At 51.6% G+C, this 22,620-nt stretch carries 18 protein-coding genes, 1 tRNA gene and 4 rRNA genes; 9 read left to right on the top strand and 14 right to left on the bottom strand.

Translation table 11 applies throughout. The features are described from left to right. Positions 1–32: 32 nt before the first annotated feature. The 6 genes from CG67_RS00115 to CG67_RS00090 form a co-directional block, all read right to left on the bottom strand. Positions 33–1,658 carry a Na/Pi cotransporter family protein gene (locus tag CG67_RS00115; RefSeq protein WP_025900947.1) on the bottom strand — a complete coding sequence of 542 codons (1,626 nt, stop codon included), beginning with the start codon at positions 1,656–1,658 and terminating at the stop codon, positions 33–35. Between the two features lie 126 nt (positions 1,659–1,784). Further along, positions 1,785–2,777 (bottom strand): ABC transporter ATP-binding protein, encoded by a 993-nt coding sequence (locus CG67_RS00110; protein WP_025900946.1) that lies wholly within the window; start codon positions 2,775–2,777, stop codon positions 1,785–1,787. An 8-nt stretch (positions 2,778–2,785) separates the two neighbouring features. Further along, complete coding sequence (locus CG67_RS00105) at positions 2,786–3,565, bottom strand: ABC transporter permease (RefSeq protein WP_025900945.1); 780 nt, start codon at positions 3,563–3,565, stop codon at positions 2,786–2,788. 11 nt (positions 3,566–3,576) lie between these two features. Beyond that, positions 3,577–4,422, bottom strand: coding sequence for an ABC transporter permease subunit (locus tag CG67_RS00100; protein ID WP_025900944.1), 846 nt, complete (start codon positions 4,420–4,422; stop codon positions 3,577–3,579). After that, the gene (locus CG67_RS00095) at positions 4,419–5,240 is read right to left on the bottom strand and encodes an alkaline phosphatase family protein (protein ID WP_025900943.1); all 822 of its coding nucleotides are present in this window, start codon (positions 5,238–5,240) and stop codon (positions 4,419–4,421) included. Before CG67_RS00095 ends, CG67_RS00100 begins: the two co-directional genes overlap by 4 nt. Positions 5,241–5,261: 21 nt before the next feature. Next, positions 5,262–6,323 carry an ABC transporter substrate-binding protein gene (locus CG67_RS00090; RefSeq protein ID WP_025900942.1) on the bottom strand — a complete coding sequence of 354 codons (1,062 nt, stop codon included), beginning with the start codon at positions 6,321–6,323 and terminating at the stop codon, positions 5,262–5,264. A gap of 250 nt (positions 6,324–6,573) precedes the next feature. On the opposite strand from CG67_RS00090, the gene CG67_RS00085 reads away from it, so the two are divergent. Further along, positions 6,574–7,251 (top strand): UTRA domain-containing protein, encoded by a 678-nt coding sequence (locus CG67_RS00085; protein WP_025900941.1) that lies wholly within the window; start codon positions 6,574–6,576, stop codon positions 7,249–7,251. Between the two features lie 24 nt (positions 7,252–7,275). On the opposite strand, the gene CG67_RS00080 is transcribed toward CG67_RS00085, so the two are convergent. Together CG67_RS00080 and CG67_RS00075 are read right to left on the bottom strand one after the other, a co-directional pair. Further along, positions 7,276–7,974 (bottom strand): response regulator, encoded by a 699-nt coding sequence (locus CG67_RS00080; protein ID WP_025900940.1) that lies wholly within the window; start codon positions 7,972–7,974, stop codon positions 7,276–7,278. A 34-nt stretch (positions 7,975–8,008) separates the two neighbouring features. Further along, positions 8,009–9,616 (bottom strand): sensor histidine kinase, encoded by a 1,608-nt coding sequence (locus CG67_RS00075; RefSeq protein ID WP_025900939.1) that lies wholly within the window; start codon positions 9,614–9,616, stop codon positions 8,009–8,011. 356 nt (positions 9,617–9,972) lie between these two features. On the opposite strand from CG67_RS00075, the gene CG67_RS00070 reads away from it, so the two are divergent. From CG67_RS00070 to citG, 8 genes are read left to right on the top strand one after another with little or no spacing between them, the layout of a single operon-like run. Further along, a complete protein-coding gene (locus CG67_RS00070; RefSeq protein WP_025900938.1) occupies positions 9,973–11,331 on the top strand; it encodes a 2-hydroxycarboxylate transporter family protein in 1,359 nt (452 codons plus the stop codon). Between the two features lie 21 nt (positions 11,332–11,352). After that, a complete protein-coding gene (locus CG67_RS00065) occupies positions 11,353–12,228 on the top strand; it encodes a fumarylacetoacetate hydrolase family protein (protein WP_025900937.1) in 876 nt (291 codons plus the stop codon). A gap of 5 nt (positions 12,229–12,233) precedes the next feature. Beyond that, the gene (gene citC, locus CG67_RS00060; RefSeq protein ID WP_025900936.1) at positions 12,234–13,262 is read left to right on the top strand and encodes a [citrate (pro-3S)-lyase] ligase; all 1,029 of its coding nucleotides are present in this window, start codon (positions 12,234–12,236) and stop codon (positions 13,260–13,262) included. Positions 13,263–13,280: 18 nt separating this feature from the next. After that, a complete protein-coding gene (gene citD, locus CG67_RS00055) occupies positions 13,281–13,574 on the top strand; it encodes a citrate lyase acyl carrier protein (protein ID WP_025900935.1) in 294 nt (97 codons plus the stop codon). Next, entirely contained in the window at positions 13,571–14,446 is an 876-nt protein-coding gene (citE, locus tag CG67_RS00050; RefSeq protein WP_025900934.1) for a citrate (pro-3S)-lyase subunit beta, read from the top strand. The genes citD and citE overlap by 4 nt, the downstream gene beginning before the upstream one ends. A gap of 10 nt (positions 14,447–14,456) precedes the next feature. Next, on the top strand, positions 14,457–15,968 hold the full coding sequence (gene citF / locus CG67_RS00045; RefSeq protein WP_025900933.1) for a citrate lyase subunit alpha: 1,512 nt from the start codon (positions 14,457–14,459) through the stop codon (positions 15,966–15,968). A 2-nt stretch (positions 15,969–15,970) separates the two neighbouring features. Then, on the top strand, positions 15,971–16,510 hold the full coding sequence (gene citX, locus CG67_RS00040; protein ID WP_025900932.1) for a citrate lyase holo-[acyl-carrier protein] synthase: 540 nt from the start codon (positions 15,971–15,973) through the stop codon (positions 16,508–16,510). After that, positions 16,488–17,375 (top strand): triphosphoribosyl-dephospho-CoA synthase CitG, encoded by an 888-nt coding sequence (citG, locus tag CG67_RS00035; protein ID WP_025900931.1) that lies wholly within the window; start codon positions 16,488–16,490, stop codon positions 17,373–17,375. The genes citX and citG overlap by 23 nt, the downstream gene beginning before the upstream one ends. Positions 17,376–17,563: 188 nt before the next feature. On the opposite strand, the gene metA is transcribed toward citG, so the two are convergent. The 6 genes from metA to CG67_RS00005 all read right to left on the bottom strand — a co-directional run. Next, positions 17,564–18,493, bottom strand: a complete 930-nt coding sequence (gene metA, locus CG67_RS00030; protein ID WP_025900930.1) for a homoserine O-succinyltransferase — start codon at positions 18,491–18,493, stop codon at positions 17,564–17,566. A gap of 348 nt (positions 18,494–18,841) precedes the next feature. Then, positions 18,842–18,957, bottom strand: a 5S ribosomal RNA gene (rrf, locus tag CG67_RS00025). A gap of 26 nt (positions 18,958–18,983) precedes the next feature. After that, positions 18,984–19,059: transfer RNA gene (locus tag CG67_RS00020), tRNA-Thr, on the bottom strand. Between the two features lie 14 nt (positions 19,060–19,073). Next, a 5S ribosomal RNA gene (gene rrf / locus CG67_RS00015) occupies positions 19,074–19,189 on the bottom strand. A 183-nt stretch (positions 19,190–19,372) separates the two neighbouring features. Beyond that, positions 19,373–19,488 (bottom strand): 5S ribosomal RNA (rrf, locus tag CG67_RS00010). Between the two features lie 511 nt (positions 19,489–19,999). Beyond that, positions 20,000–22,620 (bottom strand): 23S ribosomal RNA (locus tag CG67_RS00005); the annotation flags it as partial.

Genomic DNA, 22,620 nt, shown 5'->3' with positions numbered 1-22,620 from the left:
AACCAGGGATGCCGGCACGTCCGGCATCCGGATCAGTCGCGGAGGTCATTTTCTTCCGGCTGTTCCAGCACACTGTAAGCCACAGAACAGAAAAGCGAGTTCAGCCGTTTCATATCCCCCAGCAATCCGAGATGCAGCGAACTGGTTTCGATACTCTGCACATTCTGCTGATGCAGACGATTGACGTGGGCCAGTGAATAACGCTGGTTCAGGATGCGGAAACGGTGTTTCGCCCGGCGTAACCTTTTTGCCGTGGTGATGTCCCGTGAAATAAAGACCGACATACTCAGATGCAGGTTTTTCAGCAGTTGTTCCTGCATCGATTCCAGCTCCAGCACCCCTTCAGAAGAAAACGGACGGTGGGCAGCCAGAGATTTCGCCGCAATTTCTGCGGACATCCGTTCAATAATATCGCCAGCCTGCTCAAGATTCAGCGCCAGATCGATAATCTCCGCCCAGCGCCGGGAATCTTCCGCCGCCAGATCTTCTTTCGGCATCTGTGCCAGATAGAGTTTTATCGCGGTATACAATACATCCACGTCATCATCCAGCCGCCGGATATTGCGCTCTTCACGCACTTCACCCTGCAATACCTTATTCAGCGTTTCCAGCATCTGCTCAACCACATCGCCGATACGCAGGGTTTCCCGGGCCGCATTCACCAGTGCCAATGCCGGGGTATCCAGCATACTGTAATCCAGGTGTTTCGGGCGCAAACGCAGATCATGCTCAACATCATCGGCAATCAGTCGCCGGCACAATGCGGCCATCATGCCGCTGAACGGTACCAGAGCGACACACCGGATGACGTTATAGAAAACATGGAAGGAGATCACCAGTTCGGAATTACTCATCGGCACGGTCGACAGCCCGTTTGCAATCAGATTCACAAACGGCAGGATGATGACGCAGCCGATCAGCTTAAACAACAGACTACCCAGCGCTACCCGCTTTCCTGCTGTCGTCGAGCCGCTGTTATTGATCATGGCCAGTAACCCGCTCCCCAGGTTCGCACCAATCACCAGGCACAACGCCACCTTAAACGAGATAACATCGGTCGCGGTCAGGGTCGCGGTGATTAACACAGCAGCCAGACTGGAGTAACTGACAATCGCAAAGACGGCACCGACCAGCGCATCCAGCAGAATATCCCCGGTCAGTGAAGAAAAAAGCACCTGTACCCCGGCGGCCTGAGTGATGGGATGAGACGCCTGCACAATCAGTTGCAGCGCCAGTAAGATCAGCCCGAGGCCAATACTGGTTCGGCCGATTTGCCCGAGCCGGGTCTGTTTACGGCTAAGAAAGAAAATGACACCGATAAAGATAAATAAGGGGGATAGCCAGGACAGATCATAGGTCAGGATCCGGGCCATAATGGCGGTCCCGACATCGGCCCCCAGCACCACCACCAGCGCAGGGGTCAGTGCCATCAGATTTTGCGACACGAAAGAGGTTACCAGTAACGTGGTGGCGTTACTGCTTTGTACCAGAGCGGTGACACCGATGCCGGCAAGAAAAGCCAGAGGCTTTTTTTCCACACTACGGCTGATGACCCGGCGTAGATCCGCCCCGTAAACCCGCATAATCCCGGTACGGACAATATGTGTGCCCCATACCAGTAATGCGACCGCTGAAAGTAAATTTAATAGTGTTAACACGCTAAGGTTGCTCCTTTTCCTGTCTATTTCCGCCGGTGACGAAAATGAGCCAATCTCCTCCGGACAGGCTATCGCATTCAGGCCCTTCACCTCCGTCTTACTGAATCACATCGCCTGACGTCTGTCTCAGGCAACATTCCGTAATGTGCCAGCATCCACCAGTAAGTCGATTCGCTGCCCGGCAGCATAGAGATCATCATCGTGACGATTGAGAATATCGACTGATAATTCAATGCCCTGGCACTCCACCCGGTAGCGGATGATATTTCCCAGCAAACTGCTGCTCAGGATACGTGCGGCTAACCCCTGACCGCTCTGGCAGAAACTCAAGGTTTCCGGCCGGATAGCCACATGAGCGCTGAAGACCTGCCCGGTTAACCGTGTTGCCTGTTCCGGCGTGAGTAAATTGTAGTTGCCTATAAATCCGGCAGCAAACAAATCTGCCGGTTGAGTATACAGTTCTTCAGCCCCACCGTTTTGTACAATATTACCTTTATTCATCAAAACGATACGATCCGATAGCGTCAGAGCTTCTTCCTGGTCATGAGTGACAAAAATAGTCGTCAGATTAAGTTCTTTCTGGATCAGGCGGATTTGATCACGTAAATGACGGCGGATACGGGCATCCAGGGCAGAAAGCGGCTCGTCCAGTAACAATAATGCCGGTCGGGTCACCAGCGAGCGAGCCAGCGCCACACGCTGACACTGGCCACCGGACAACTGATGAGGATAGCGATTGGCAAACTCATTCAGTTCGACCATTTCCAGCGCCTCAGCAACCCGCCGACGGATCTCCGTGGCGGGGAGTTTTTGCATTTTCAGTCCAAAAGCGACGTTTTTTTCGACGGTCATATTCGGAAACAGGGCATAACTCTGAAACACCATGCCAATTCCCCGCTGCTGAACCGGCTGGTTAACGATATTTTTATTCGCTAAAAAAATCTCCCCGCTATCCACCGGGGTTAACCCTGCCAGACAACGTAATAACGTCGATTTCCCGCAACCACTCGGCCCCAGTAAAGTGACAAATTCACCTTCGTTCGCCGTAAAATTGATGTCCCGGAACACAGACGTCGTACCAAAGCTCTTATTCAGTTTTTTTACATTCAGCGTTGCCATACAGAGCCTCACTTACGGTTAAGCAGATTGGCCACCCCGGTGACCAGTAAAATAACAGTGAAATAGGAGATCACTAACGCACTGGTAAAATGACCACTGCCGTTGCGCATGTTGTAGAGATACACCTGCAGAGTTTCATAGCTGTTGCCTGTCAGCAGGTTAGCGAATACAAACTCACCTATCAGAAAGGAGAAGGACAGGAGCACCGCGACCATCACGCCTTTACGCAGATTGGGTAACACAACAAACAGCGCGGCACGGAAAGTCCCTGCACCTAACAGATGTGCCGCATCCATCAGTTCTTTAAGGTTGACTGACTGCATATTGTTAGCGATAGCGCGATACATAAAAGGCAACGCGATAGTGAAATAACAGCCAATCAGGATCCAGGGGGTACCGGTCAGCATTAGTGGCTCTGAGGAATAGAGTTGCAACAAGCCGACCGAAGAAACCACCGGGGGCACAGCAAAGGGCATTAGTATCAACACACCCATGATGCTATCCAGCCTGGGGTAATAGTAAGCAATCACAAACATCGCTGGCAGTACCAGCAGTAACGAGAAAACTAATGCCCCGAGACAGATGACTAATGAGTGAACCAGCGCGGCCAGAAAACGCGGGTCCTGCCAAAGCTCAATAAACCATGACAGCGTCAACCCCTGCGGCATAATAGTGTCACTCCATTCCCGGGACAGGGCATAGAGCAATGTCGCCAGTAACGGAAGTGCGAGGATGACCAGTAATACGCCACAAACGACCCGGTGATACAGTTTTTCAGCCTGAGACATAGTGACTCCCTTCAACTGCGTTTAACATTTAAGTAGCTGCGACGCACCAGGTACTGCTGTACGACGGTGATCACTGTCAGCAGCACAACCAGCAACATCGCTAACGCGCTCCCCATATAGGGGTCGAGTGAAATATCTCCGGAGACCAGAGCTGCGATCCGTACGGGGACGACGTTAAAATTACCGCTGGTCAATGCATAGATGGTGGCATACGCTCCGAGAGCATTTGCCAGAAGGATCACAAATGTACCCAGTAATGCCGGTGAGAGAATGGGCAGTGCAACGTGACGCCAGTAGCTAAGACGTCCGGCACCGAGCAACGCTGCAGATTCCCGCCACTCCTTTTTCAGGCCATCAAAAGCAGGCAGCAGTAACATCACCCCGAGCGGGATCTGAAACCAGGTATAGACCACTATCATGCCGTCACGGGAAAACAGCCGGAAGTCTCCGCCCATACCATAGCGGCGCATGATGAGTGTCAGGCACCCGTTCAGCCCCAGCAGAATAATAAAGGCAAAGGCCAGCGGCACACCGGCAAAGTTACTGGTCATATTGGTGAAAGCCAGCAGGAACCGATGCAGTTTGCTTTCTGCCAGCTGACTGAGGGAGTACCCTGCCACCAGCGAGATCAACACGCCATACAGACTCGACCAGAACGAAATATCCAGCGAAAAACGGATCGCCTGCAGATAGAACGGTGAGGTCAGAATGTCATGGTAATTATCCAGCCCCCAGCGGCTGTTAACATCGCTCCAGAAACTGTTTCCGGCAACCCAGGCCAGCGGAGCGACCTGGAAAGCCAGATAAAAGACAGCAAAGGGGAGCAGCCACAGCAGGGCTACACGTTTTCCTTTCATTCCTCCTCCCTGAAGGCTCGTGCTAACAAACCCCGGCAAACGGGTTTATCGTGAGGAACACCCAGAATTTCACATACCGTGCCGCAAAGCTCGGTCTGTCGTGGGCTGAGAACCTTCTGTAGTGAGAATGCCTGACCAAACACAAATAGCGGGACCCCGGTTTCTTCAGGGAGTGTTCCTCCGTGCGAATGGTCCTCATTCATACCGTGGTCAGAGGTCACAATCACCTGATAGCCCTGTGCCAGCCATTGCGGCATCCAGTGCGACAGATAACCATCAGCTCTGCGGGCCCGGTTACGGTATTGGGTGGAATCAAGCCCGAACTTATGCCCGGCATCATCCACATTCATCGGATGGATCAGTAAAAAATCCGGGTCGTGCTGCAATCTCAAACTTTCAGCATCCTCGAACAGGTGAGAGTCCGGATAACTGTCATCGGAATAGAAATGCCCGTACTGAATGGGCAATTCAGGATCCAGGGTATGGCGGTCGCGGACCGCATTAAACGGCGTGCGGTTATAAAGCTCACTGACCCAGTGGTAAGCGGCCGCCGCCGTCACCTGCCCGGCCGCACGGGCATAATGGAAAATACTGCGCTGGTGACTCATACGGGAGACACCGTTATGAATGATCCCGCTGATGACCGGCGGAACGCCGGTCAGGATACATTCATAGAGCGGTCTCGACAGTGAAGGTAATTCACAGGTAATGGAATAATACTGGCCATTACCCTGAGCACATTCAGCGTGTAAATACCCCATGGCATACCCGGCCACGCTGTCACTCAGCCCATCCAGTACCACCAGTATTGTTTTCATCACTTACCTCCGGGTCATCGGTTATTGCTGCATATTGATCATCACGTATTGCTGCCACAGAGACGGCAACATTTTCGATGACTTATCCCAGGCGGCCTGATCCCTGACAGGACGGGCATTTTTATATTCTGAGGCAGGCAGCAGTTTGGCCTGAACATCGGCAGGTAATTTAAGATATTGCGCACGGATAGGGCGGGCGTAGCCGCGTGCCAGGTTAATTTGTCCGGCATCGGAGAAAATAAATTCCCGCGCCAGTTTGGCGGCATTCGGATGTTTTGCGTATTTGTTGATGATAGTGGTATAGCCGGAAGTGACCGATCCGTCTGACGGGATGATCACTTCATAACGGTTTTTATCGATCTGATCACGGTAGTTAAGTCCGTTGAAATCCCAGACGACAGCCACCTGGATCTCACCTTTTTCGATATTCGCGATCACCGGATCGGTTAAGCCAAGACGCCCTTGTTTGGCTAAATCACCGAAGAAGGTCAGCGCCGGTTTCAGGTTCTTTTCATCACCGCCCAGGGCATAGTTAGCGGCCAGCACACCATTCGCCGCCTGTGCCGCTACCCCGACATCCCCGATGGTGACAACATATTTGCCTTTTTTCAGGTCAGCCCAGCTGTGAGGGACATCTTTTACCTGCTGTTTATCCACCAGGAAGGCGATGGTACCGGTATAAGCCAGCATCCAGTGGCCCCCTTGATCCTTCGCCCAGTCAGGGATCTGATCCCAGTGATCCGGCTTGTAAGCCATCGCCAGACCTCTTTCGACTGCGATCGGACCAAATGCTGCCCCGACATCGCCGATATCTGCGGTGGCATTCTGTTTTTCGGCGGCAAATTTCGCCAGCTCCTGTGCCGATGACATATCCGTGTCGCTGTGCTTAATACCATACGTCCGGCTGATGTCATTCCAGGTATCTTTCCAGTCTGCCCAGCTATCAGGCATACCGACACTGTTGACCTGACCTTCGCTACGGGCGGCTTTCTCAAGCGCAGCAAGGTTATTGTCCGCAGCATGCGCCGCGGGAAGAGCAAGAAAAATAGCGGCTGATAACAGAGTTACAATACTGGCTTTCATATCGGGCTCCTGCGGATAAGTGACAAGCTCACTGGTCTAGTCCAGCAAAATCCAAGCCAATATAGTGACAGCGTATGAAAATTTTATGACAGCGTTGTGATAGCTGTGTTTTTACAATACTCTGCAAGCTGCAGCGGTGGCCGCTGACAGAACTGACATCTGACTTTCTTCTGAAAATGAACTCCGTAAGTGCAGGTATGCACCAACACAGGGCTGACACGTGATCTCCGGAAACACTAAAACGGTAGATATGATTGCGGACTCTTTATTTAAGAGACTGAAGAACAATGAGTTTATCAACAGACGCCTGCCTTCAGAAAGGCAACTCAGCGAAGAATACTCCACCACCCGAATTACTCTGCGTGAAGCATTAGCCTTACTTGAATCGCGCGGCGAGATCTATCGTGAACTCCGACGCGGATGGTTTATCGCCCCTCCCAGACTGGTCTATAACCCTCTGTTACGCAGCCATTTTCATGAAATGGCGGCCCGTCAGGGCAGACAGGCAAATACCGAAGTGCTCAGTGCCGACAAGATCTCCGCAACCCCGCTACTGGCACAGCAATTACAGGTCGGGACCGGCGATACCCTGTTTTGTATCCGGCGGAGAAGACGTATTGATGGACGGGCAGTCCTCTATGTAGAGCATTATCTGAATCCGGCTTTTTTCCCGAATCTGCTGCAGGAAGACCTGACCCTTTCCCTGACCCATTTGTATGAGAAACTCTATAACATTCGTTATGGCGGGGTGCGCTTTACCGTTCTGCCTGGCCCTCTGCCGGTATTTGCCGCCCCGGCACTGAATGTCGCCTCGGGCAGCCCGGGAATTTGTATCACACGGATTAATCAGAACCAGCATCAGCAGGTAATCGATTGTGATCATGAATACTGGCGATATGATGCCCTGTGCATCAATGTTGAAACCTGACCACGACTTTCCGCCGGGATCCCGTCACGGCTCACCTGCTTTACGGTGACGATACAAACGTCGGGGGTGGCCTATTTTGCCGTAAACCAGTTCCACGCCCAGTAACTTTGCTCTGACACAGTATTCCAGATAGCGCCTGGCCGTTGTTTTACTCAGGCCGGAGCCTGTCATCACCTCATCCACACTCAGACAGGATTGGTCATCCGTAAAAAGCTTTCGTACCCGGGCCAGGGTATTTTCCTCAATCCCTTTATCCGTTTCCCGCTGTCGAAAATTTTTAGCCTGTAGCTGGTAGAGGGAATCTACATTTTTCTGGTCTACAATTTTCCACTCCCGTTGCTGCCGGCTGAAACGGATAAAGTTTTCCAGCGACTGGCTTAATCGCTTCAACGATACCGGTTTAAGAATATAGTCGAAGGCCCCCACACGGATGGCCTGGCTGCAGGTATTCATATCACTGGCGGCGGTAATAAAAATAACGGCACACTGAGCGCGACTGAACATGGCTGAGCTGATTAATGTGATCCCCTGTCCGTCCGGTAAATAGTTATCCAGCAATACCAGTTGCGGACTGCGTTGTTCAATCATCTCTTTGGCCTGCCGGAGGGTGGAAGCAATCCCGATGACCCGCAGACACGGAAAATTATTCACAAGCCCGGCATGTAACTGTGCCAGGGCACTTTCATCTTCAACAATCAGTACATCAATGTGATCATCAGGCATAAGCGTTATCTTTCGTTAGTGCTGATCCTGACATTCAGGGATCAGTCAGATCCGACGGGCGTTCAGGAATAAATACAGAAAAAAGGGTCCCTCCCCCGGGGTTTTCAGTCACTTCAATCACTCCCCCTGCCTGCGTGACAAAGCTGTGAACCAGATACAGTCCGATACCGTGGCCTTCACTATCCTTTGAGGTTATTCCGCGCTCAAACAGATGATCTTTCAGCTCTGGCGGGATCCCGACACCGTTATCAGCGACTTCAATGATCAGCTCCCCATTCCCCCCGGCAATCAACACCTCGATCCTTCGGTGTAAAGGATCAACCTGTTGCGTCGCTTCAATCGCATTATCCAGCAAATTACCGATCACAGAGATCAGTTCCGATTCCGGTAGCCCGTGAAAAGGCTGTAACAGCTCACTGGTCGGGTCAAAAATCAGTTCGACCCCTTTCTCCCTGGCACGTGAGACTTTCCCCAGCAGCAAGCCGCATAACATTGGCGAAGCAAAATGCGCTGAGATAAAATCCAGAACACTTTGTGCATGTTCAGACTGTAACTGAATAAAGTTGATGGCTTCCTGATATCGGCCGGATTGTAATAATCCGGAGATCACGGTGGTCTGGTTTAACTGCTCATGATGCATTATCCGTAAATTTTCCAGATAACACTTCACCTGGCTTAAGCGAGCGGTCAGACTCTCTATTTCCTGTCGATCACGAAACGTAATCACCCATCCCTGTAATTTATCTTCCTGCCATATACGGACACGGCTGGCGATAACGGTCCGCTGATTAAAATGACAAATTTCATCATGGGTATCGTTTTCCAGCATGACCGGCAGATCAAAGAATGTCACCGGCTTTATCAGCTGATGGATCTTTTTTTCCGTAAGCGCTTTTTCTGTACCATTAATCCCGAGCAGGAGCTGAGCCGCTTTATTCACCACAATAACGCTTAACTGGTCATCGATAGCAATCACGCCTTCAAAAATGGATTCAAGCATCGCTTTTTGCTGCCGGACCAGCAGCCCTATCTCCCCGGGTTCCAGAGAAAACATCTGTTTTTTTATACTTCGTGTAAAAAACCAGGAATATATAAATAAACTTACCAGCAGAAGGGAAAGAATAATGAACGCATTAACTGCTTTGCTTAACGTAATATTATCAATATCGCTTTTCAGATATCCGACAGAAACAATCCCGACCACATTTCCCAGGTTATCAAATACCGGGGCTTTACTCCGTAAAGAGATCCCTAACCCGCCCCGACGGCAGGTGATCACCGTTTTACCCCGCAGGACTTCATCGTTATCCCCGCCCACCAGCGGAGTGCCGACTTTTTCCTGGCTCACCGAATGATATAAGTGATTTATTTTATTATCTCCGATAACAATAAAACTGGCGTCACTCAGCGGAACGATATTACTCATAACGTGTTTTATTTTCTGAAGATCTCTTTGGATTACCGCAGAACGTAATTCCGGCATAGCAGAGATCAAATCCGCCTGCACCCGTGTCCGTACGCCCATTTCCTGAGAAACCCGTCGCCCTGCCTCGAGATAGTAATAGAGTGCAAAAACCGAAAATAATAATAAAAACATCACCATCAGTGAGATAAATAACTTTATCTGAAAAGAGAGTTTCATATCCCGTCCGCCAGAGTATGCTGACACTATTGGTAATATAACATTATTCATTTCATCCTATTTTATTTTCAAAAGAACTTGTGATCCTTTGCACAGCTTATTTGTCTGCGAAGGATTCATTTCAGTTGCGCTTCTTCAATCCGAAAAACATAAATTCAAAAAAAAGAAAACAAAAATAAAACATATTACTAAATTAAAATTAATATCCCTGAGCTGACTTCTGCTGTTTAAATCCATTAACGCCTTAAAATCCATAAAAACCATAATCGCCATAAAATCTCCTCAATAATTAAATGCCTTATCACAACATCAATAGCCCGGCACCTGCACACTTTAGCGTAACAATAAGGAGAGCAATGATGATAAAACATATCTCAGTACCCACGACGGAAAAAAAATCGCTAAAAGAAAAGTGGTGGCATATCCTGGATACCTGGAAAATAGGAATTATTCCGCTGCCTTTATTTATACTCTGCGGTGTTCTTATCACTATTGATTGTCTGGCAGGTCAGCTTGCCAGTGATATTGTCGTCATGGTCGCAACCCTTGCCTTTTTCGGTTTCGCCTGTGGTGAATTTGGTAAGCGGCTGCCGATTGTCGGTAAAATTGGTGCCGCGGCTATCTGTGCGACCTTTATTCCCTCGGCACTGGTTTATTATGGTTTACTACCGGACGTCGTCATTCAGTCCACGAAGACGTTCTATAAATCCACTAACATTCTTTATCTTTATATCTGCTGCATTATTGTCGGCAGTATTATGAGTATGAACCGGACCACGTTAATTCAGGGGTTCCTGCGTATCTTTTTCCCGATGCTGTGCGGTGAAATCGTGGGGATGCTGGTCGGTATGGGGGTCGGGATCGCACTCGGGCTGGAACCTTTCCAGATTTTCTTCTTTATCATCTTACCCATTATGGCCGGCGGTGTCGGTGAGGGGGCCATCCCTCTGTCGATTGGCTATGCCACGTTACTTCACATGGAACAGGGCGTGGCACTCGGCCGGGTGCTGCCGATGGTCATGCTCGGTAGTCTGACCGCCATCGTGATTTCCGGCTGCTTAAATCAGCTCGGTAAACGTTACCCGCACTTAACCGGAGAAGGTCAGCTTATGCCGGCATCTTCAGCTAACGCCGGTCTTTCCGGTAAACCTGAAGAGCTCCCTCAGCCGGTCAGTGCTGCACCGGATGTCACCACCTTTGCCTCCGGAGTGCTGCTGGCCGTACTGCTCTATATGGTCGGTATGCTGGGCCATAAATACATCGGCTTACCCGCTCCGGTCGGCATGCTCTTCGTCGCGGTGTTTATCAAACTCGTCAACGGCGTATCTCCCCGTCTGCTGGCGGGCTCTCAGGTGGTGTACAAATTCTTTCAGACCGCCGTCACCTACCCGATTCTGTTTGCTGTCGGCGTCGCTATCACACCGTGGCAGGAACTGGTGAATGCCTTCACGCTGAGTAATCTGCTGATCATTATCAGCACCGTCTTCTCACTGGTCGTCACCGGCTTCTTCGTGGGTAAAAAACTGGGCATGCACCCCATTGATGTCGCCATCATTTCCTGCTGTCAGAGCGGACAAGGCGGCACCGGGGATGTCGCCATTCTTACCGCAGGCAACCGGATGGTGTTAATGCCATTCGCACAGATTGCGACCCGTATCGGGGGGGCCATTAACGTTTCAGTGTCGTTACTTATTCTGGGTAACTTCCTTATTTAACCGTATTTTGCAGGACGTAAAATGAAAATTGCCAGTTATCTGCACCAGGGAACCCGCAGTTACGGGATAGTGACACCTGAGGGGATTATCGATTTAGGCAGTCGCCTGAGCCTCCGGTTTCCTGACCTGAAATCATTACTGGAGGCGGGGCAACTCGCTTCCGTACAGCAGTATCTCGGAGAGGAGGCAGACTTTACCGGGCAGGAAGTTCATTACTTACCGGTCATTGAGCATCCGAATAAAATACTGTGTGTCGGGATGAATTACGCTGAAAAACGTCAGGAATTTGAGCAAACGGATCCTGCACCGACCTTATTTATTCGTTTTCCGGATTCACAGACCGGCCATAACACACCGCTGCTTAAACCTTATTATTCCAATGAATTTGACTATGAAGGTGAGCTGGCGGTCATTATCGGTATCGGGGGCAGCCATATTCCCCGCAGCCAGGCGCTTAACCATATTGCCGGTTACAGCTGTTATATGGATGGCTCAGCACGAGACTGGCAGCACAGCTGGTTTACCGCAGGGAAAAACTGGCGTAATACCGGCAGCTTCGGGCCCTGCCTGACCACCAGCGATGAAATCGACGATCCCCATAACCTGATGATCAGAACCTGGCTGAACGGCAACGTCGTTCAGCAGGATAATACCTGCCATATGATCCATAAAATTCCCGGGCTGATTGAATATATCAGCACGTTCACCCGGCTCAGCCCCGGCGATGTCATCATTACCGGGTCCCCCGGCGGGGTCGGGAAAAAGCGCCATCCTCCTCTTTTTATGTACGCCGGAGATCGGGTCGAAGTGGAAATAGAACAGATCGGCCATCTGATCAACACCGTCGCCGATGATCCCGTGGTGACGACATTGCCTGCGAGAAAAAGGAGCGCCTGAATGCCATGGACAGACTGCCCGCATTTCAACTGCGTCTCACCCGCGTCGCCGGACACGCTCAGCGCGTTGAACGCATTAACACGTTTCTTCAGCAGTACAATATACAACCCGATGCCGATATCGAATTTTTTGCCGAAGCCTTTATCGGCCACCGGCTGGCGGGCTGTGCCGGTCTCGCCGGCAATATCATCAAATGTGTGGTGACTGACCTTCCCTGGCGCGGCATGAATCTGACCGCCCGGTTACTGTCTGAACTGGAAGGTTTCGCTCTGAGGAACCGGATCTCCACACTGTTCCTCTGTACCCGTCCGGAGAATATCGGGCAGTTCCGCCAGTGTGGTTTCTGGCCCCTGGCACAGGAGGGGGATCGTGCAGTTCTGATGGAAAATAATCCCGTGGGTCTGCAGCATTACTGCCGGCAGTTAGCGCAATGGCGTCAACCCGGGGGGAAAATCGCAGCAATTGTGATGAATGCTAATCCATTCACCCTTGGCCATCAGTTCCTCGCAGAGCAGGCGGCACGTCAGTGTGACTGGTTACACCTGTTTTTAGTCGGTGAAGAAGGTTCGTTCTTTTCTTATGCCGACAGGCTTACTCTGGTCACCCGGGGGGTGGCACATCTGCCCAATGTCACGGTGCATGGCGGGTCTCCCTACATTATTTCACGAGCGACCTTCCCGGCCTATTTCCTGAAAGAAACTCCCGTCGTCGATCAGGCCTGGTGCGCTATCGATCTTCTCCTTTTTCGCGATCACATCGCACCGGCACTGGGGATCACCCACCGCTATATCGGCTCTGAGCCCTTTTGTCCGACCACCCGTCGTTATAACGAAACGATGCATACCCTGCTGGCCGGAAAGATAACGGTGAAAGAAATACCCCGAATTTCCAGCCCTGACGGAACGGCAGTTTCAGCCTCAGAAGTTCGCCGGTTACTGGCTGGCCGGCATTATGACCAGCTACGTAACAAGGTTCCGCGGACCACCTATTCGTATCTGGAGGCGCAGCATAGCGCGCAACTGGTATCACACTGAATAAAAAGGAAAAATATCATGAATATTCTCAGAGAGGCGTTAGCAGGCACTCTGGAATCCGGAGATGCAAAGATCAAAGTGATCCCTGCGGACGGCATAACAGAAATAGTGATCCGCAGTGAGGTCATGCAGCAGTTCGGACAGCAAATCCATGCGGTCGCCGTACAAACACTGGCAACTCTGGGCGTTAACAGCGGATTAGTCATTATCGAAGATAAAGGCGCTCTCGATTGCGTGCTTCGCGCACGGATACAGTGCGCCGTTTTACGTGCCGCAGAAGTCACTTCACTGGACCCGGAGAAGCTGGTATGAAAAAACTTCGTCGCAGTATGCTGTTTGTGCCCGGGACCAGTGCGGCCATGCTTTCCACTGCATTTATCTATCGGCCGGATTCCATTATGTTCGATCTGGAAGATGCTGTGTCGGTACATGAAAAAGATGCAGGACGACTGCTGGTATTTCACGCATTACAGCATCCGATGTACCGGGATATTGAAAAAGTTGTCCGTATCAATGCATTAACCACCCCTTTCGGACTAAAGGATCTTCATGCTGCCGTATACGCCGGTGCCGATGTAATCCGCCTTCCAAAAACAGACTCACCGGAAGATATTTACGTACTGGAAACGCATCTCGAAGCCATTGAAAAAGCCTGCGGACGCCAGACAGGCTCGACACGCCTGATGGCCGCGATAGAGTCCGCGACCGGAGTCATTAATGCCGTGGCCATCGCCCGCAGTTCACCACGCCTGATAGGGATAGCACTGGCCGCTTTCGATTATGTCATGGATATGCAGACCGAGCGGGGTGACGGTACCGAATTGTTTTATGCGCGTTGTGCAGTGCTCCACGCTGCCCGGGCCGCCGGTATTGATGCGTTTGATGTGGTCTGGTCCGATATCAATGATGAGCAAGGTTTCCTGAAAGAAACCGACCTGATCCGCCGGATGGGATTTAACGGGAAATCACTGATCAATCCCCGTCAGATAGCGCTGTTGCACCATGCCTTTTCCCCGACTCCGCAGGAAGTAGAACATGCAAAACAGGTGATTGAAGCGGCCAGTGAAGGAGAAAAACAAGGTCTGGGCGTGGTCTCACTGAACGGAAAAATGATCGATGCCCCCATTATCAACCATGCGCAGACCGTTCTTGAACGTGCTGCTGCCTCCGGTTTATATCACTAAGGATGAGAGAATGAACGCTATCGATAGCCTGTCCGGCACTACCCCTTCTGTACCTTTCGGCGGTGCGAATGACGCCACTCCCTGGCTTGCTGACCCGCGGGAAAAACGCACCCGTAAACTCTGTCACTCACTGGAGGAGGCAATACGCCGTAGCGGGTTAAAAGACGGGATGACCATCTCTTTTCATCATGCCTTCCGCGAAGGGGATAAGGTCATTAATGATGTGGTGACCGTGCTGGCCTCTCTGGGCTTTAAGGATCTGACGTTAGCATCCAGTTCGTTAATGAGCTGCAACTCTCCCCTGATTGAACCGATCCGTCAGGGGGTCATCACCTCCATTTATACGTCCGGAATGCGAGGTAAGCTGGCAGAAGCCATCTCCAACGGATTGATGGAAAACCCCGTTCATATCCATTCACACGGCGGACGGGTGAAACTACTGCAGGACGGTGAAATCACGATTGATGTTGCCTTCCTGGCCGTCCCCGGTTGCGATGAGTTCGGCAATGCCCGTGGCACAGGCAGCCATTCGGCCTGTGGCTCACTCGGCTATGCAATGACTGATGCCCGTTATGCCCGCACAGTGATACTGCTGACCGAAGATCTGCTGCCCTACCCGAATTTACCGGCCAGTATTTTGCAGGATCAGGTGGATTATGTTGTTCGTACGGCATGCGTGGGCGATCCTGCAAAGATCGGTGTTGGCGCAGCGAGGATGACGGGCAACCCCCGTGAGTTACTGATTGCCCGCCGTGCCGCTGATGTTATTGAACATTCAGGCTATTTCACACCAGGTTTTTCTATGCAGACCGGCTCCGGAGCCGCAGCAACCGCCTGTACCCGGTTCCTGGGCGACAAAATGGCCGCGCAGGGGATCCACGCCCGTTTTGCTCTCGGCGGGATCACCGGGAGCCTGGTGGATCTTCATGAAAAAGGATTGATCGAAACGCTGCTCGATACACAGTGCTTTGACAGTCAGGCCGCCGGATCTCTGGCCCGTAATCCTCAGCACATTGAAATCTCCACTAATGTCTACGCAAACCCTGCCAGTAAAGGTGCCAGCTGTGACCAACTGGATGTGGTGATCCTCAGTGCACTGGAGATCGATCTCGATTTTAACGTCAATGTGATCACCGGGTCAGATGGTGTGATGCGGGGCGCATCCGGAGGGCATTGTGACGTCGCTGCAGCCGCGAATCTGACCATTGTGGTCGCCCCTTTAATCCGCACCCGTATTCCGACAGTGGTCAAACGCGTCACTACGCGGGTCACCCCCGGAGAAAGCATCGATATTCTGGTCACTGACCATGGGATTGCCGTCAACCCTTCCCGCCCGGATCTCCGCCAGCGTCTTATTGATGCGGGGATGGCCATCCTGTCCATTGATGATCTCTGGCAGCGCGCATTACTGATTTGTGGTGAGCCACAGCCGATAAAATTTACCGATAAAGTCGTCGGTATCATCCACTACCGTGACGGCAGTGTCATTGATGTGGTCCGCCAGATACTGAAGGAGGAATAATTATGGTGATTCGGGGGCATACCCGGACTTCTGTCAGCCTGGAAGCGTTGTTACTGGCTAAAGAAGAACGCGCGAAACGTCAGGCGGAATGGTCAGGCCGTTATTCCCGGCCGCTCATTTCTCTGACTCTGGTCACGCCGGGCCCGGTGAAAACCAGTGCCCGCTATGAAAATATCATGGGGGTTGCGCTCCGGGTGTGTGACCAGCGGCTGAGGAATAATGGCTGGCCAGTCATCGCCAGGGAAGTAAACTGGCTGCCGACAGGGCCGGAAGCCTTATGGTGTGTCGATCACCCGGCCCCGGAGGTAAAAGCACATCTGATTGACACTGAACAAACCCATCCGCTGGGCAGGCTCTGGGACTTTGATGTCATCTGTCCGGTCGCCGGCCCCGTCGGCAGGCAATCACTGAACCGGCATAGCCGCAGATGCCTGGTATGCAATGAACCAGCAGCCTGTTGTTCCCGTTCACAATGCCATTCTCAGACAGAGGTCCTGGCAAGCGTAGAGAAGATCATCAATGACTGGTTTACCCGTAATTAGTGCTCCGGTCACCACGCTGCCGGAAAAAGTGATCGCCGCACTACAACGTGAGCTGGACCTGACCCCCAAGCCGGGACTGGTTGACCGTAATAATAACGGTGCCCACCATGATATGGATCACGCTCTGTTTATGCAGAGTATCCGTGCAATCACCCCGTGGTTTACGGTATTTGAGCAACTGGGGTACAGACACGCTTTCCTGCCGGCGGAAAATCAGTTGTCTTTGCTACGGCCCGCAGGGCTGGCATGTGAAAAAGCGATGTTTTCTGCCACCGGGCAGGTGAATACTCATCAGGGAGGGATATTTTCTCTGGGACTGCTGTGCTGTGCTGCCGGTCGTTTAGCCGGGCGAAAAGAGCCCCTCAGCACCACGGCATTGTGCCTGGAAATCAGCGCTATCTGTCAGGGAATGGTGGCCCGTGAACTGGCCTCTGGTCAGGCACCGTCATCTGCGGGCGCCAGGCTCTATCAGCAGTATTCCCTGACCGGTGCCAGAGGAGAAGCAGAAAGCGGATTTCTTACCGTCCGCCGGTATGTACTACCTTACTGGCACCAGGAAAGCGGTGACCGGCAGCATCATAATGCTTTGTTAAGACTAATGGCCGTCAACGCAGACAGTAACCTGGTTTCCCGCGGCGGGATAGAGGGTCTGCAGTTCGTACGCCATTCTGCGCAGAGAGCACTGATGGCTCCCTGGGGAACGACGGAGCTGGAAGAAATGGATCGTCACTTTATTCTGCGAAGACTGAGCCCTGGCGGAAGTGCAGATTTACTGGCCGTCGCCATGGTACTGGCAGACTTTTTACCGTCTCCTCCGGAATCAGCATTCTATAAAATTCCATGCCAGACGGTGAGCTGCAGGTGAAGGTAACGAACCCGGGCAGACAGCATGATAAATGGCTGAGGCCGTAACCTGTTGCCGGACGCCACGGCGGGGCTACCCGGATCTCAGAATATCGGGAGACAATCCGGGTCGACGATAAATATTTTATCGGACCGGCAGTTTCATAAGGCTGAATCGTGTCTGACTGCGGTTTCCTGTGAAAGGAGGGGTTAATCCAGGGTCGGCGTCATATGTTTAAGATCATACGGTGTTATCTGGTAAACATAATAATTCAGCCAGTTTGAGAACAGCAGATGACCATGACTACGCCAGCTGGCTTGTGGTGTCAGGCGACAATTATTGCCCGGAAAGTAATTATAAGGCAGCGGCGAATCAATACCGGCACCGATATCCCGCAAATATTCGTCGGCCAATGTATGTGAATCATATTCCGGATGGCCGGTCACAAAGACCAGACGTTTATCCCGGCTCGCCATCAGATAGGCCCCGGTCTCTTCTGAGACAGCAAACAGGTCAAGATCCGTATGTTCACGGATAATATCCGTCGGAAAATCTGCATAGCGTGAATGCGGGGCCAGAAACTGATCATCAAACCCCCGGGTCAGTAATGCATGCGGCTGTACCAGACTATGCTGGTATACGCCCGATAACTTTTGCTCACGGGTAATTTTAGGTAACCCATAAAGAATATTTAGTGCCGCCTGAACAGCCCAGCAGACAAACAGCGTGGAAGTGACGTGATCTTTCGCCCAGTGTAATACCTGCTGTATCTGTGGCCAGTAAGCCACATCATCAAAGTCAACCAGACCCAGCGGCGCACCGGTGACAATCAGACCATCATAGTTTTCATCGCGAATATCGGCGAAATTACGGTAAAAAGTGTCCAGATGCTCTGTCGGCGTGTTTCTGGATTCACGGTTATCAATCCGCAATAACTGAATATCCAGTTGCAGTGGCGAGTTAGAAAGCAGGCGCAGAAACTGATTTTCAGTTTCTATCTTTTTTGGCATCAGGTTGAGGATCAGAATTTTTAGCGGCCGGATATTCTGCACCAGCGCACGGGATGAGGTCATCACAAAGACATTTTCATTACGCAAAAAATTTACTGCAGGGAGTTCATCCGGCACTCTGATTGGCATTACCTGACACCTTTTATTTAACCATATAAACGTTTAGACATCCAGATAGCCAAGGTTAACGTGGGACTGCAGAAAAGTCGAGAATGATTCGCCGATAATGAAAATGTTTCAGCTTAGTTTAGCAACTCTCCGCAAAAGACGGTGGGTTGCGCGGGAAAAAAGGCGTAAAAACAACCTGTGGCCGGTTTTATCGGCAGTTTGGGAGAGGATTAAACGCAAAAAGGCCACCCTTTCGGGTGGCCTTTTGACATTCAGGAGAGAAAATCCGGCGGTTTCGGCCATTTTCTACTTTATATCCCGAAAAATAAAAGGCCCTGTCATCAGACAGGGCCTTTTACTTGATTTGGTGCCTGGCAGTTCCCTACTCTCGCATGGGGAGACCCCACACTACCATCGGCGCTACAACGTTTCACTTCTGAGTTCGGCATGGGTTCAGGTGGGACCATCGCGCTCTTGCCGCCAGGCAAATTCTTTTACTTAATTGTATAACTGGTGCTGATACCCAGAGTCGAACTGGGGACCTCACCCTTACCAAGGGTGCGCTCTACCAACTGAGCCATATCAGCACTTTAAATTGGATGCCTGGCAGTTCCCTACTCTCGCATGGGGAGACCCCACACTACCATCGGCGCTACGGCGTTTCACTTCTGAGTTCGGCATGGGGTCAGGTGGGACCACCGCGCTCTTGCCGCCAGGCAAATTCTTTGTGCGGAAATGAATCTTTTTCGTTCATACGGCGTTGGTTTCCCTTGTGCTGTTCAGTCACATACTTATGTATGCTCCTTCTCATCACGCGGTTACCGCCTTGTCTGAACGTAAAATCTTTCATTCCCACTAAATTGTTAAATTAGCAATCCGGAACTTCGCTGAANATTGGATGCCTGGCAGTTCCCTACTCTCGCATGGGGAGACCCCACACTACCATCGGCGCTACGGCGTTTCACTTCTGAGTTCGGCATGGGGTCAGGTGGGACCACCGCGCTCTTGCCGCCAGGCAAATTCTTTGTGCGGAAATGAATCTTTTTCGTTCATACGGCGTTGGTTTCCCTTGTGCTGTTCAGTCACATACTTATGTATGCTCCTTCTCATCACGCGGTTACCGCCTTGTCTGAACGTAAAATCTTTCATTCCCACTAAATTGTTAAATTAGCAATCCGGAACTTCGCTGAAAATTCTTTGCGTCTCTGCAAAACGCCTCTGGCGTTGTAAGGTTAAGCCTCACGGGTCATTAGTACCGGTTAGCTCAATGCATCGCTGCACTTACACATCCGGCCTATCAACGTCGTAGTCTTCAACGTCCCTTCAGGACTCTCAAGGAGTCAGGGAGAACTCATCTCGGGGCAAGTTTCGTGCTTAGATGCTTTCAGCACTTATCTTTTCCGCACTTAGCTACCGGGCAATGCCATTGGCATGACAACCCGAACACCAGTGGTGCGTTCACTCCGGTCCTCTCGTACTAGGAGCAACCCCCCTCAATTCTCCAGNGCAAAACGCCTCTGGCGTTGTAAGGTTAAGCCTCACGGGTCATTAGTACCGGTTAGCTCAATGCATCGCTGCACTTACACATCCGGCCTATCAACGTCGTAGTCTTCAACGTCCCTTCAGGACTCTCAAGGAGTCAGGGAGAACTCATCTCGGGGCAAGTTTCGTGCTTAGATGCTTTCAGCACTTATCTTTTCCGCACTTAGCTACCGGGCAATGCCATTGGCATGACAACCCGAACACCAGTGGTGCGTTCACTCCGGTCCTCTCGTACTAGGAGCAACCCCCCTCAATTCTCCAGCGCCCACGGCAGATAGGGACCGAACTGTCTCACGACGTTCTAAACCCAGCTCGCGTACCACTTTAAACGGCGAACAGCCGTACCCTTGGGACCTACTTCAGCCCCAGGATGTGATGAGCCGACATCGAGGTGCCAAACACCGCCGTCGATATGAACTCTTGGGCGGTATCAGCCTGTTATCCCCGGAGTACCTTTTATCCGTTGAGCGATGGCCCTTCCATTCAGAACCACCGGATCACTAAGACCTGCTTTCGCACCTGCTCGAACCGTCACTCTCGCAGTCAAGCTAGCTTATGCCTTTGCACTAACCTCACGATGTCCGACCGTGATTAGCTAACCTTCGTGCTCCTCCGTTACTCTTTGGGAGGAGACCGCCCCAGTCAAACTACCCACCAGACACTGTCCGCAACCCGGATTACGGGTCTACGTTAGAATATCAAACATTAAAGGGTGGTATTTCAAGGTTGGCTCCGTACGAACTGGCGTCCGTACTTCAGTGCCTCCCACCTATCCTGCACATCAAGGCTCAATATTCAGTGTCAAGCTATAGTAAAGGTTCACGGGGTCTTTCCGTCTTGCCGCGGGTACACTGCATCTTCACAGCGATTTCAATTTCACTGAGTCTCGGGTGGAGACAGCCTGGCCATCATTACGCCATTCGTGCAGGTCGGAACTTACCCGACAAGGAATTTCGCTACCTTAGGACCGTTATAGTTACGGCCGCCGTTTACCGGGGCTTCGATCAAGAGCTTCTCCTTACGGATAACCCCATCAATTAACCTTCCGGCACCGGGCAGGCGTCACACCGTATACGTCCACTTTCGTGTTTGCACAGTGCTGTGTTTTTAATAAACAGTTGCAGCCAGCTGGTATCTTCGACTGGCTTCAGCTCCGGGAGCAAGTCCCTTCACCTACGCGCCAGCGTGCCTTCTCCCGAAGTTACGGCACCATTTTGCCTAGTTCCTTCACCCGAGTTCTCTCAAGCGCCTTGGTATTCTCTACCTGACCACCTGTGTCGGTTTGGGGTACGATTTCGTGTTACCTGGAGCTTAGAGGCTTTTCCCGGAAGCAGGGCATCTGTCACTTCAGTACCGTGGTACCTCGTCATCACGCCTCAGCCTTAAGAGATCCCGGATTTGCCTGGGATCTCAGCCTACACGCTTAAACCGGGACAACCGTCGCCCGGATGACATAGCCTTCTCCGTCCCCCCTTCGCAGTAACACCAAGTACAGGAATATTAACCTGTTTCCCATCGACTACGCTTTTCAGCCTCGCCTTAGGGGTCGACTCACCCTGCCCCGATTAACGTTGGACAGGAACCCTTGGTCTTCCGGCGAGCGGGTTTTTCACCCGCTTTATCGTTACTCATGTCAGCATTCGCACTTCTGATACCTCCAGCAGCCCTCACAGACCACCTTCAACGGCTTACAGAACGCTCCCCTACCCAACAACACATAAGTGTCGCTGCCGCAGCTTCGGTGCATAGTTTAGCCCCGTTACATCTTCCGCGCAGGCCGACTCGACCAGTGAGCTATTACGCTTTCTTTAAATGATGGCTGCTTCTAAGCCAACATCCTGGCTGTCTGAGCCTTCCCACATCGTTTCCCACTTAACTATGACTTTGGGACCTTAGCTGGCGGTCTGGGTTGTTTCCCTCTTCACGACGGACGTTAGCACCCGCCGTGTGTCTCCCGTGATAACATTCTCCGGTATTCGCAGTTTGCATCGGGTTGGTAAGCCGGGATGGCCCCCTAGCCGAAACAGTGCTCTACCCCCGGAGATGAATTCACGAGGCGCTACCTAAATAGCTTTCGGGGAGAACCAGCTATCTCCCGGTTTGATTGGCCTTTCACCCCCAGCCACAGGTCATCCGCTAATTTTTCAACATTAGTCGGTTCGGTCCTCCAGTTAGTGTTACCCAACCTTCAACCTGCCCATGGCTAGATCACCGGGTTTCGGGTCTATACCCTGCAACTTAACGCCCAGTTAAGACTCGGTTTCCCTGCGGCTCCCCTATACGGTTAACCTTGCTACAGAATATAAGTCGCTGACCCATTATACAAAAGGTACGCAGTCACACCCTAAAAGGTGCTCCCACTGCTTGTACGTACACGGTTTCAGGTTCTTTTCACTCCCCTCGCCGGGGTTCTTTTCGCCTTTCCCTCACGGTACTGGTTCACTATCGGTCAGTCAGGAGTATTTAGCCTTGGAGGATGGTCCCCCCATATTCAGACAGGATACCACGTGTCCCGCCCTACTCTTCGAACTCACAATGTGTGCATTTTCATGTACGGGACTATCACCCTGTATCGTGCGACTTTCCAGACGCTTCCATTAACACAC

Origin of the sequence: Tatumella sp. UCD-D_suzukii, from assembly GCF_000611875.2 — a bacterium.
Classification (GTDB): Bacteria; Pseudomonadota; Gammaproteobacteria; order Enterobacterales; family Enterobacteriaceae; genus Tatumella; species Tatumella ptyseos.
This window is presented reverse-complemented; position numbering and strand designations above follow the sequence as displayed.

What these genes read in the sequence shown, in the direction of transcription:
- CG67_RS00110 (WP_025900946.1), bottom strand. Translation starts at nt 2,777, where the DNA reads ATGGCAACGCTGAATGTAAAAAAACTGAATAAGAGCTTTGGTACGACG.
- CG67_RS00105 (WP_025900945.1), bottom strand. Translation starts at nt 3,565, where the DNA reads ATGTCTCAGGCTGAAAAACTGTATCACCGGGTCGTTTGTGGCGTATTA.
- CG67_RS00100 (WP_025900944.1), bottom strand. Translation starts at nt 4,422, where the DNA reads ATGAAAGGAAAACGTGTAGCCCTGCTGTGGCTGCTCCCCTTTGCTGTC.
- CG67_RS00095 (WP_025900943.1), bottom strand. Translation starts at nt 5,240, where the DNA reads ATGAAAACAATACTGGTGGTACTGGATGGGCTGAGTGACAGCGTGGCC.
- CG67_RS00090 (WP_025900942.1), bottom strand. Translation starts at nt 6,323, where the DNA reads ATGAAAGCCAGTATTGTAACTCTGTTATCAGCCGCTATTTTTCTTGCT.
- CG67_RS00085 (WP_025900941.1), top strand. Translation starts at nt 6,574, where the DNA reads ATGATTGCGGACTCTTTATTTAAGAGACTGAAGAACAATGAGTTTATC.
- CG67_RS00080 (WP_025900940.1), bottom strand. Translation starts at nt 7,974, where the DNA reads ATGCCTGATGATCACATTGATGTACTGATTGTTGAAGATGAAAGTGCC.
- CG67_RS00075 (WP_025900939.1), bottom strand. Translation starts at nt 9,616, where the DNA reads ATGAAACTCTCTTTTCAGATAAAGTTATTTATCTCACTGATGGTGATG.
- CG67_RS00070 (WP_025900938.1), top strand. Translation starts at nt 9,973, where the DNA reads ATGATGATAAAACATATCTCAGTACCCACGACGGAAAAAAAATCGCTA.
- CG67_RS00065 (WP_025900937.1), top strand. Translation starts at nt 11,353, where the DNA reads ATGAAAATTGCCAGTTATCTGCACCAGGGAACCCGCAGTTACGGGATA.
- citC (WP_025900936.1), top strand. Translation starts at nt 12,234, where the DNA reads ATGGACAGACTGCCCGCATTTCAACTGCGTCTCACCCGCGTCGCCGGA.
- citD (WP_025900935.1), top strand. Translation starts at nt 13,281, where the DNA reads ATGAATATTCTCAGAGAGGCGTTAGCAGGCACTCTGGAATCCGGAGAT.
- citE (WP_025900934.1), top strand. Translation starts at nt 13,571, where the DNA reads ATGAAAAAACTTCGTCGCAGTATGCTGTTTGTGCCCGGGACCAGTGCG.
- citF (WP_025900933.1), top strand. Translation starts at nt 14,457, where the DNA reads ATGAACGCTATCGATAGCCTGTCCGGCACTACCCCTTCTGTACCTTTC.
- citX (WP_025900932.1), top strand. Translation starts at nt 15,971, where the DNA reads ATGGTGATTCGGGGGCATACCCGGACTTCTGTCAGCCTGGAAGCGTTG.
- citG (WP_025900931.1), top strand. Translation starts at nt 16,488, where the DNA reads ATGACTGGTTTACCCGTAATTAGTGCTCCGGTCACCACGCTGCCGGAA.
- metA (WP_025900930.1), bottom strand. Translation starts at nt 18,493, where the DNA reads ATGCCAATCAGAGTGCCGGATGAACTCCCTGCAGTAAATTTTTTGCGT.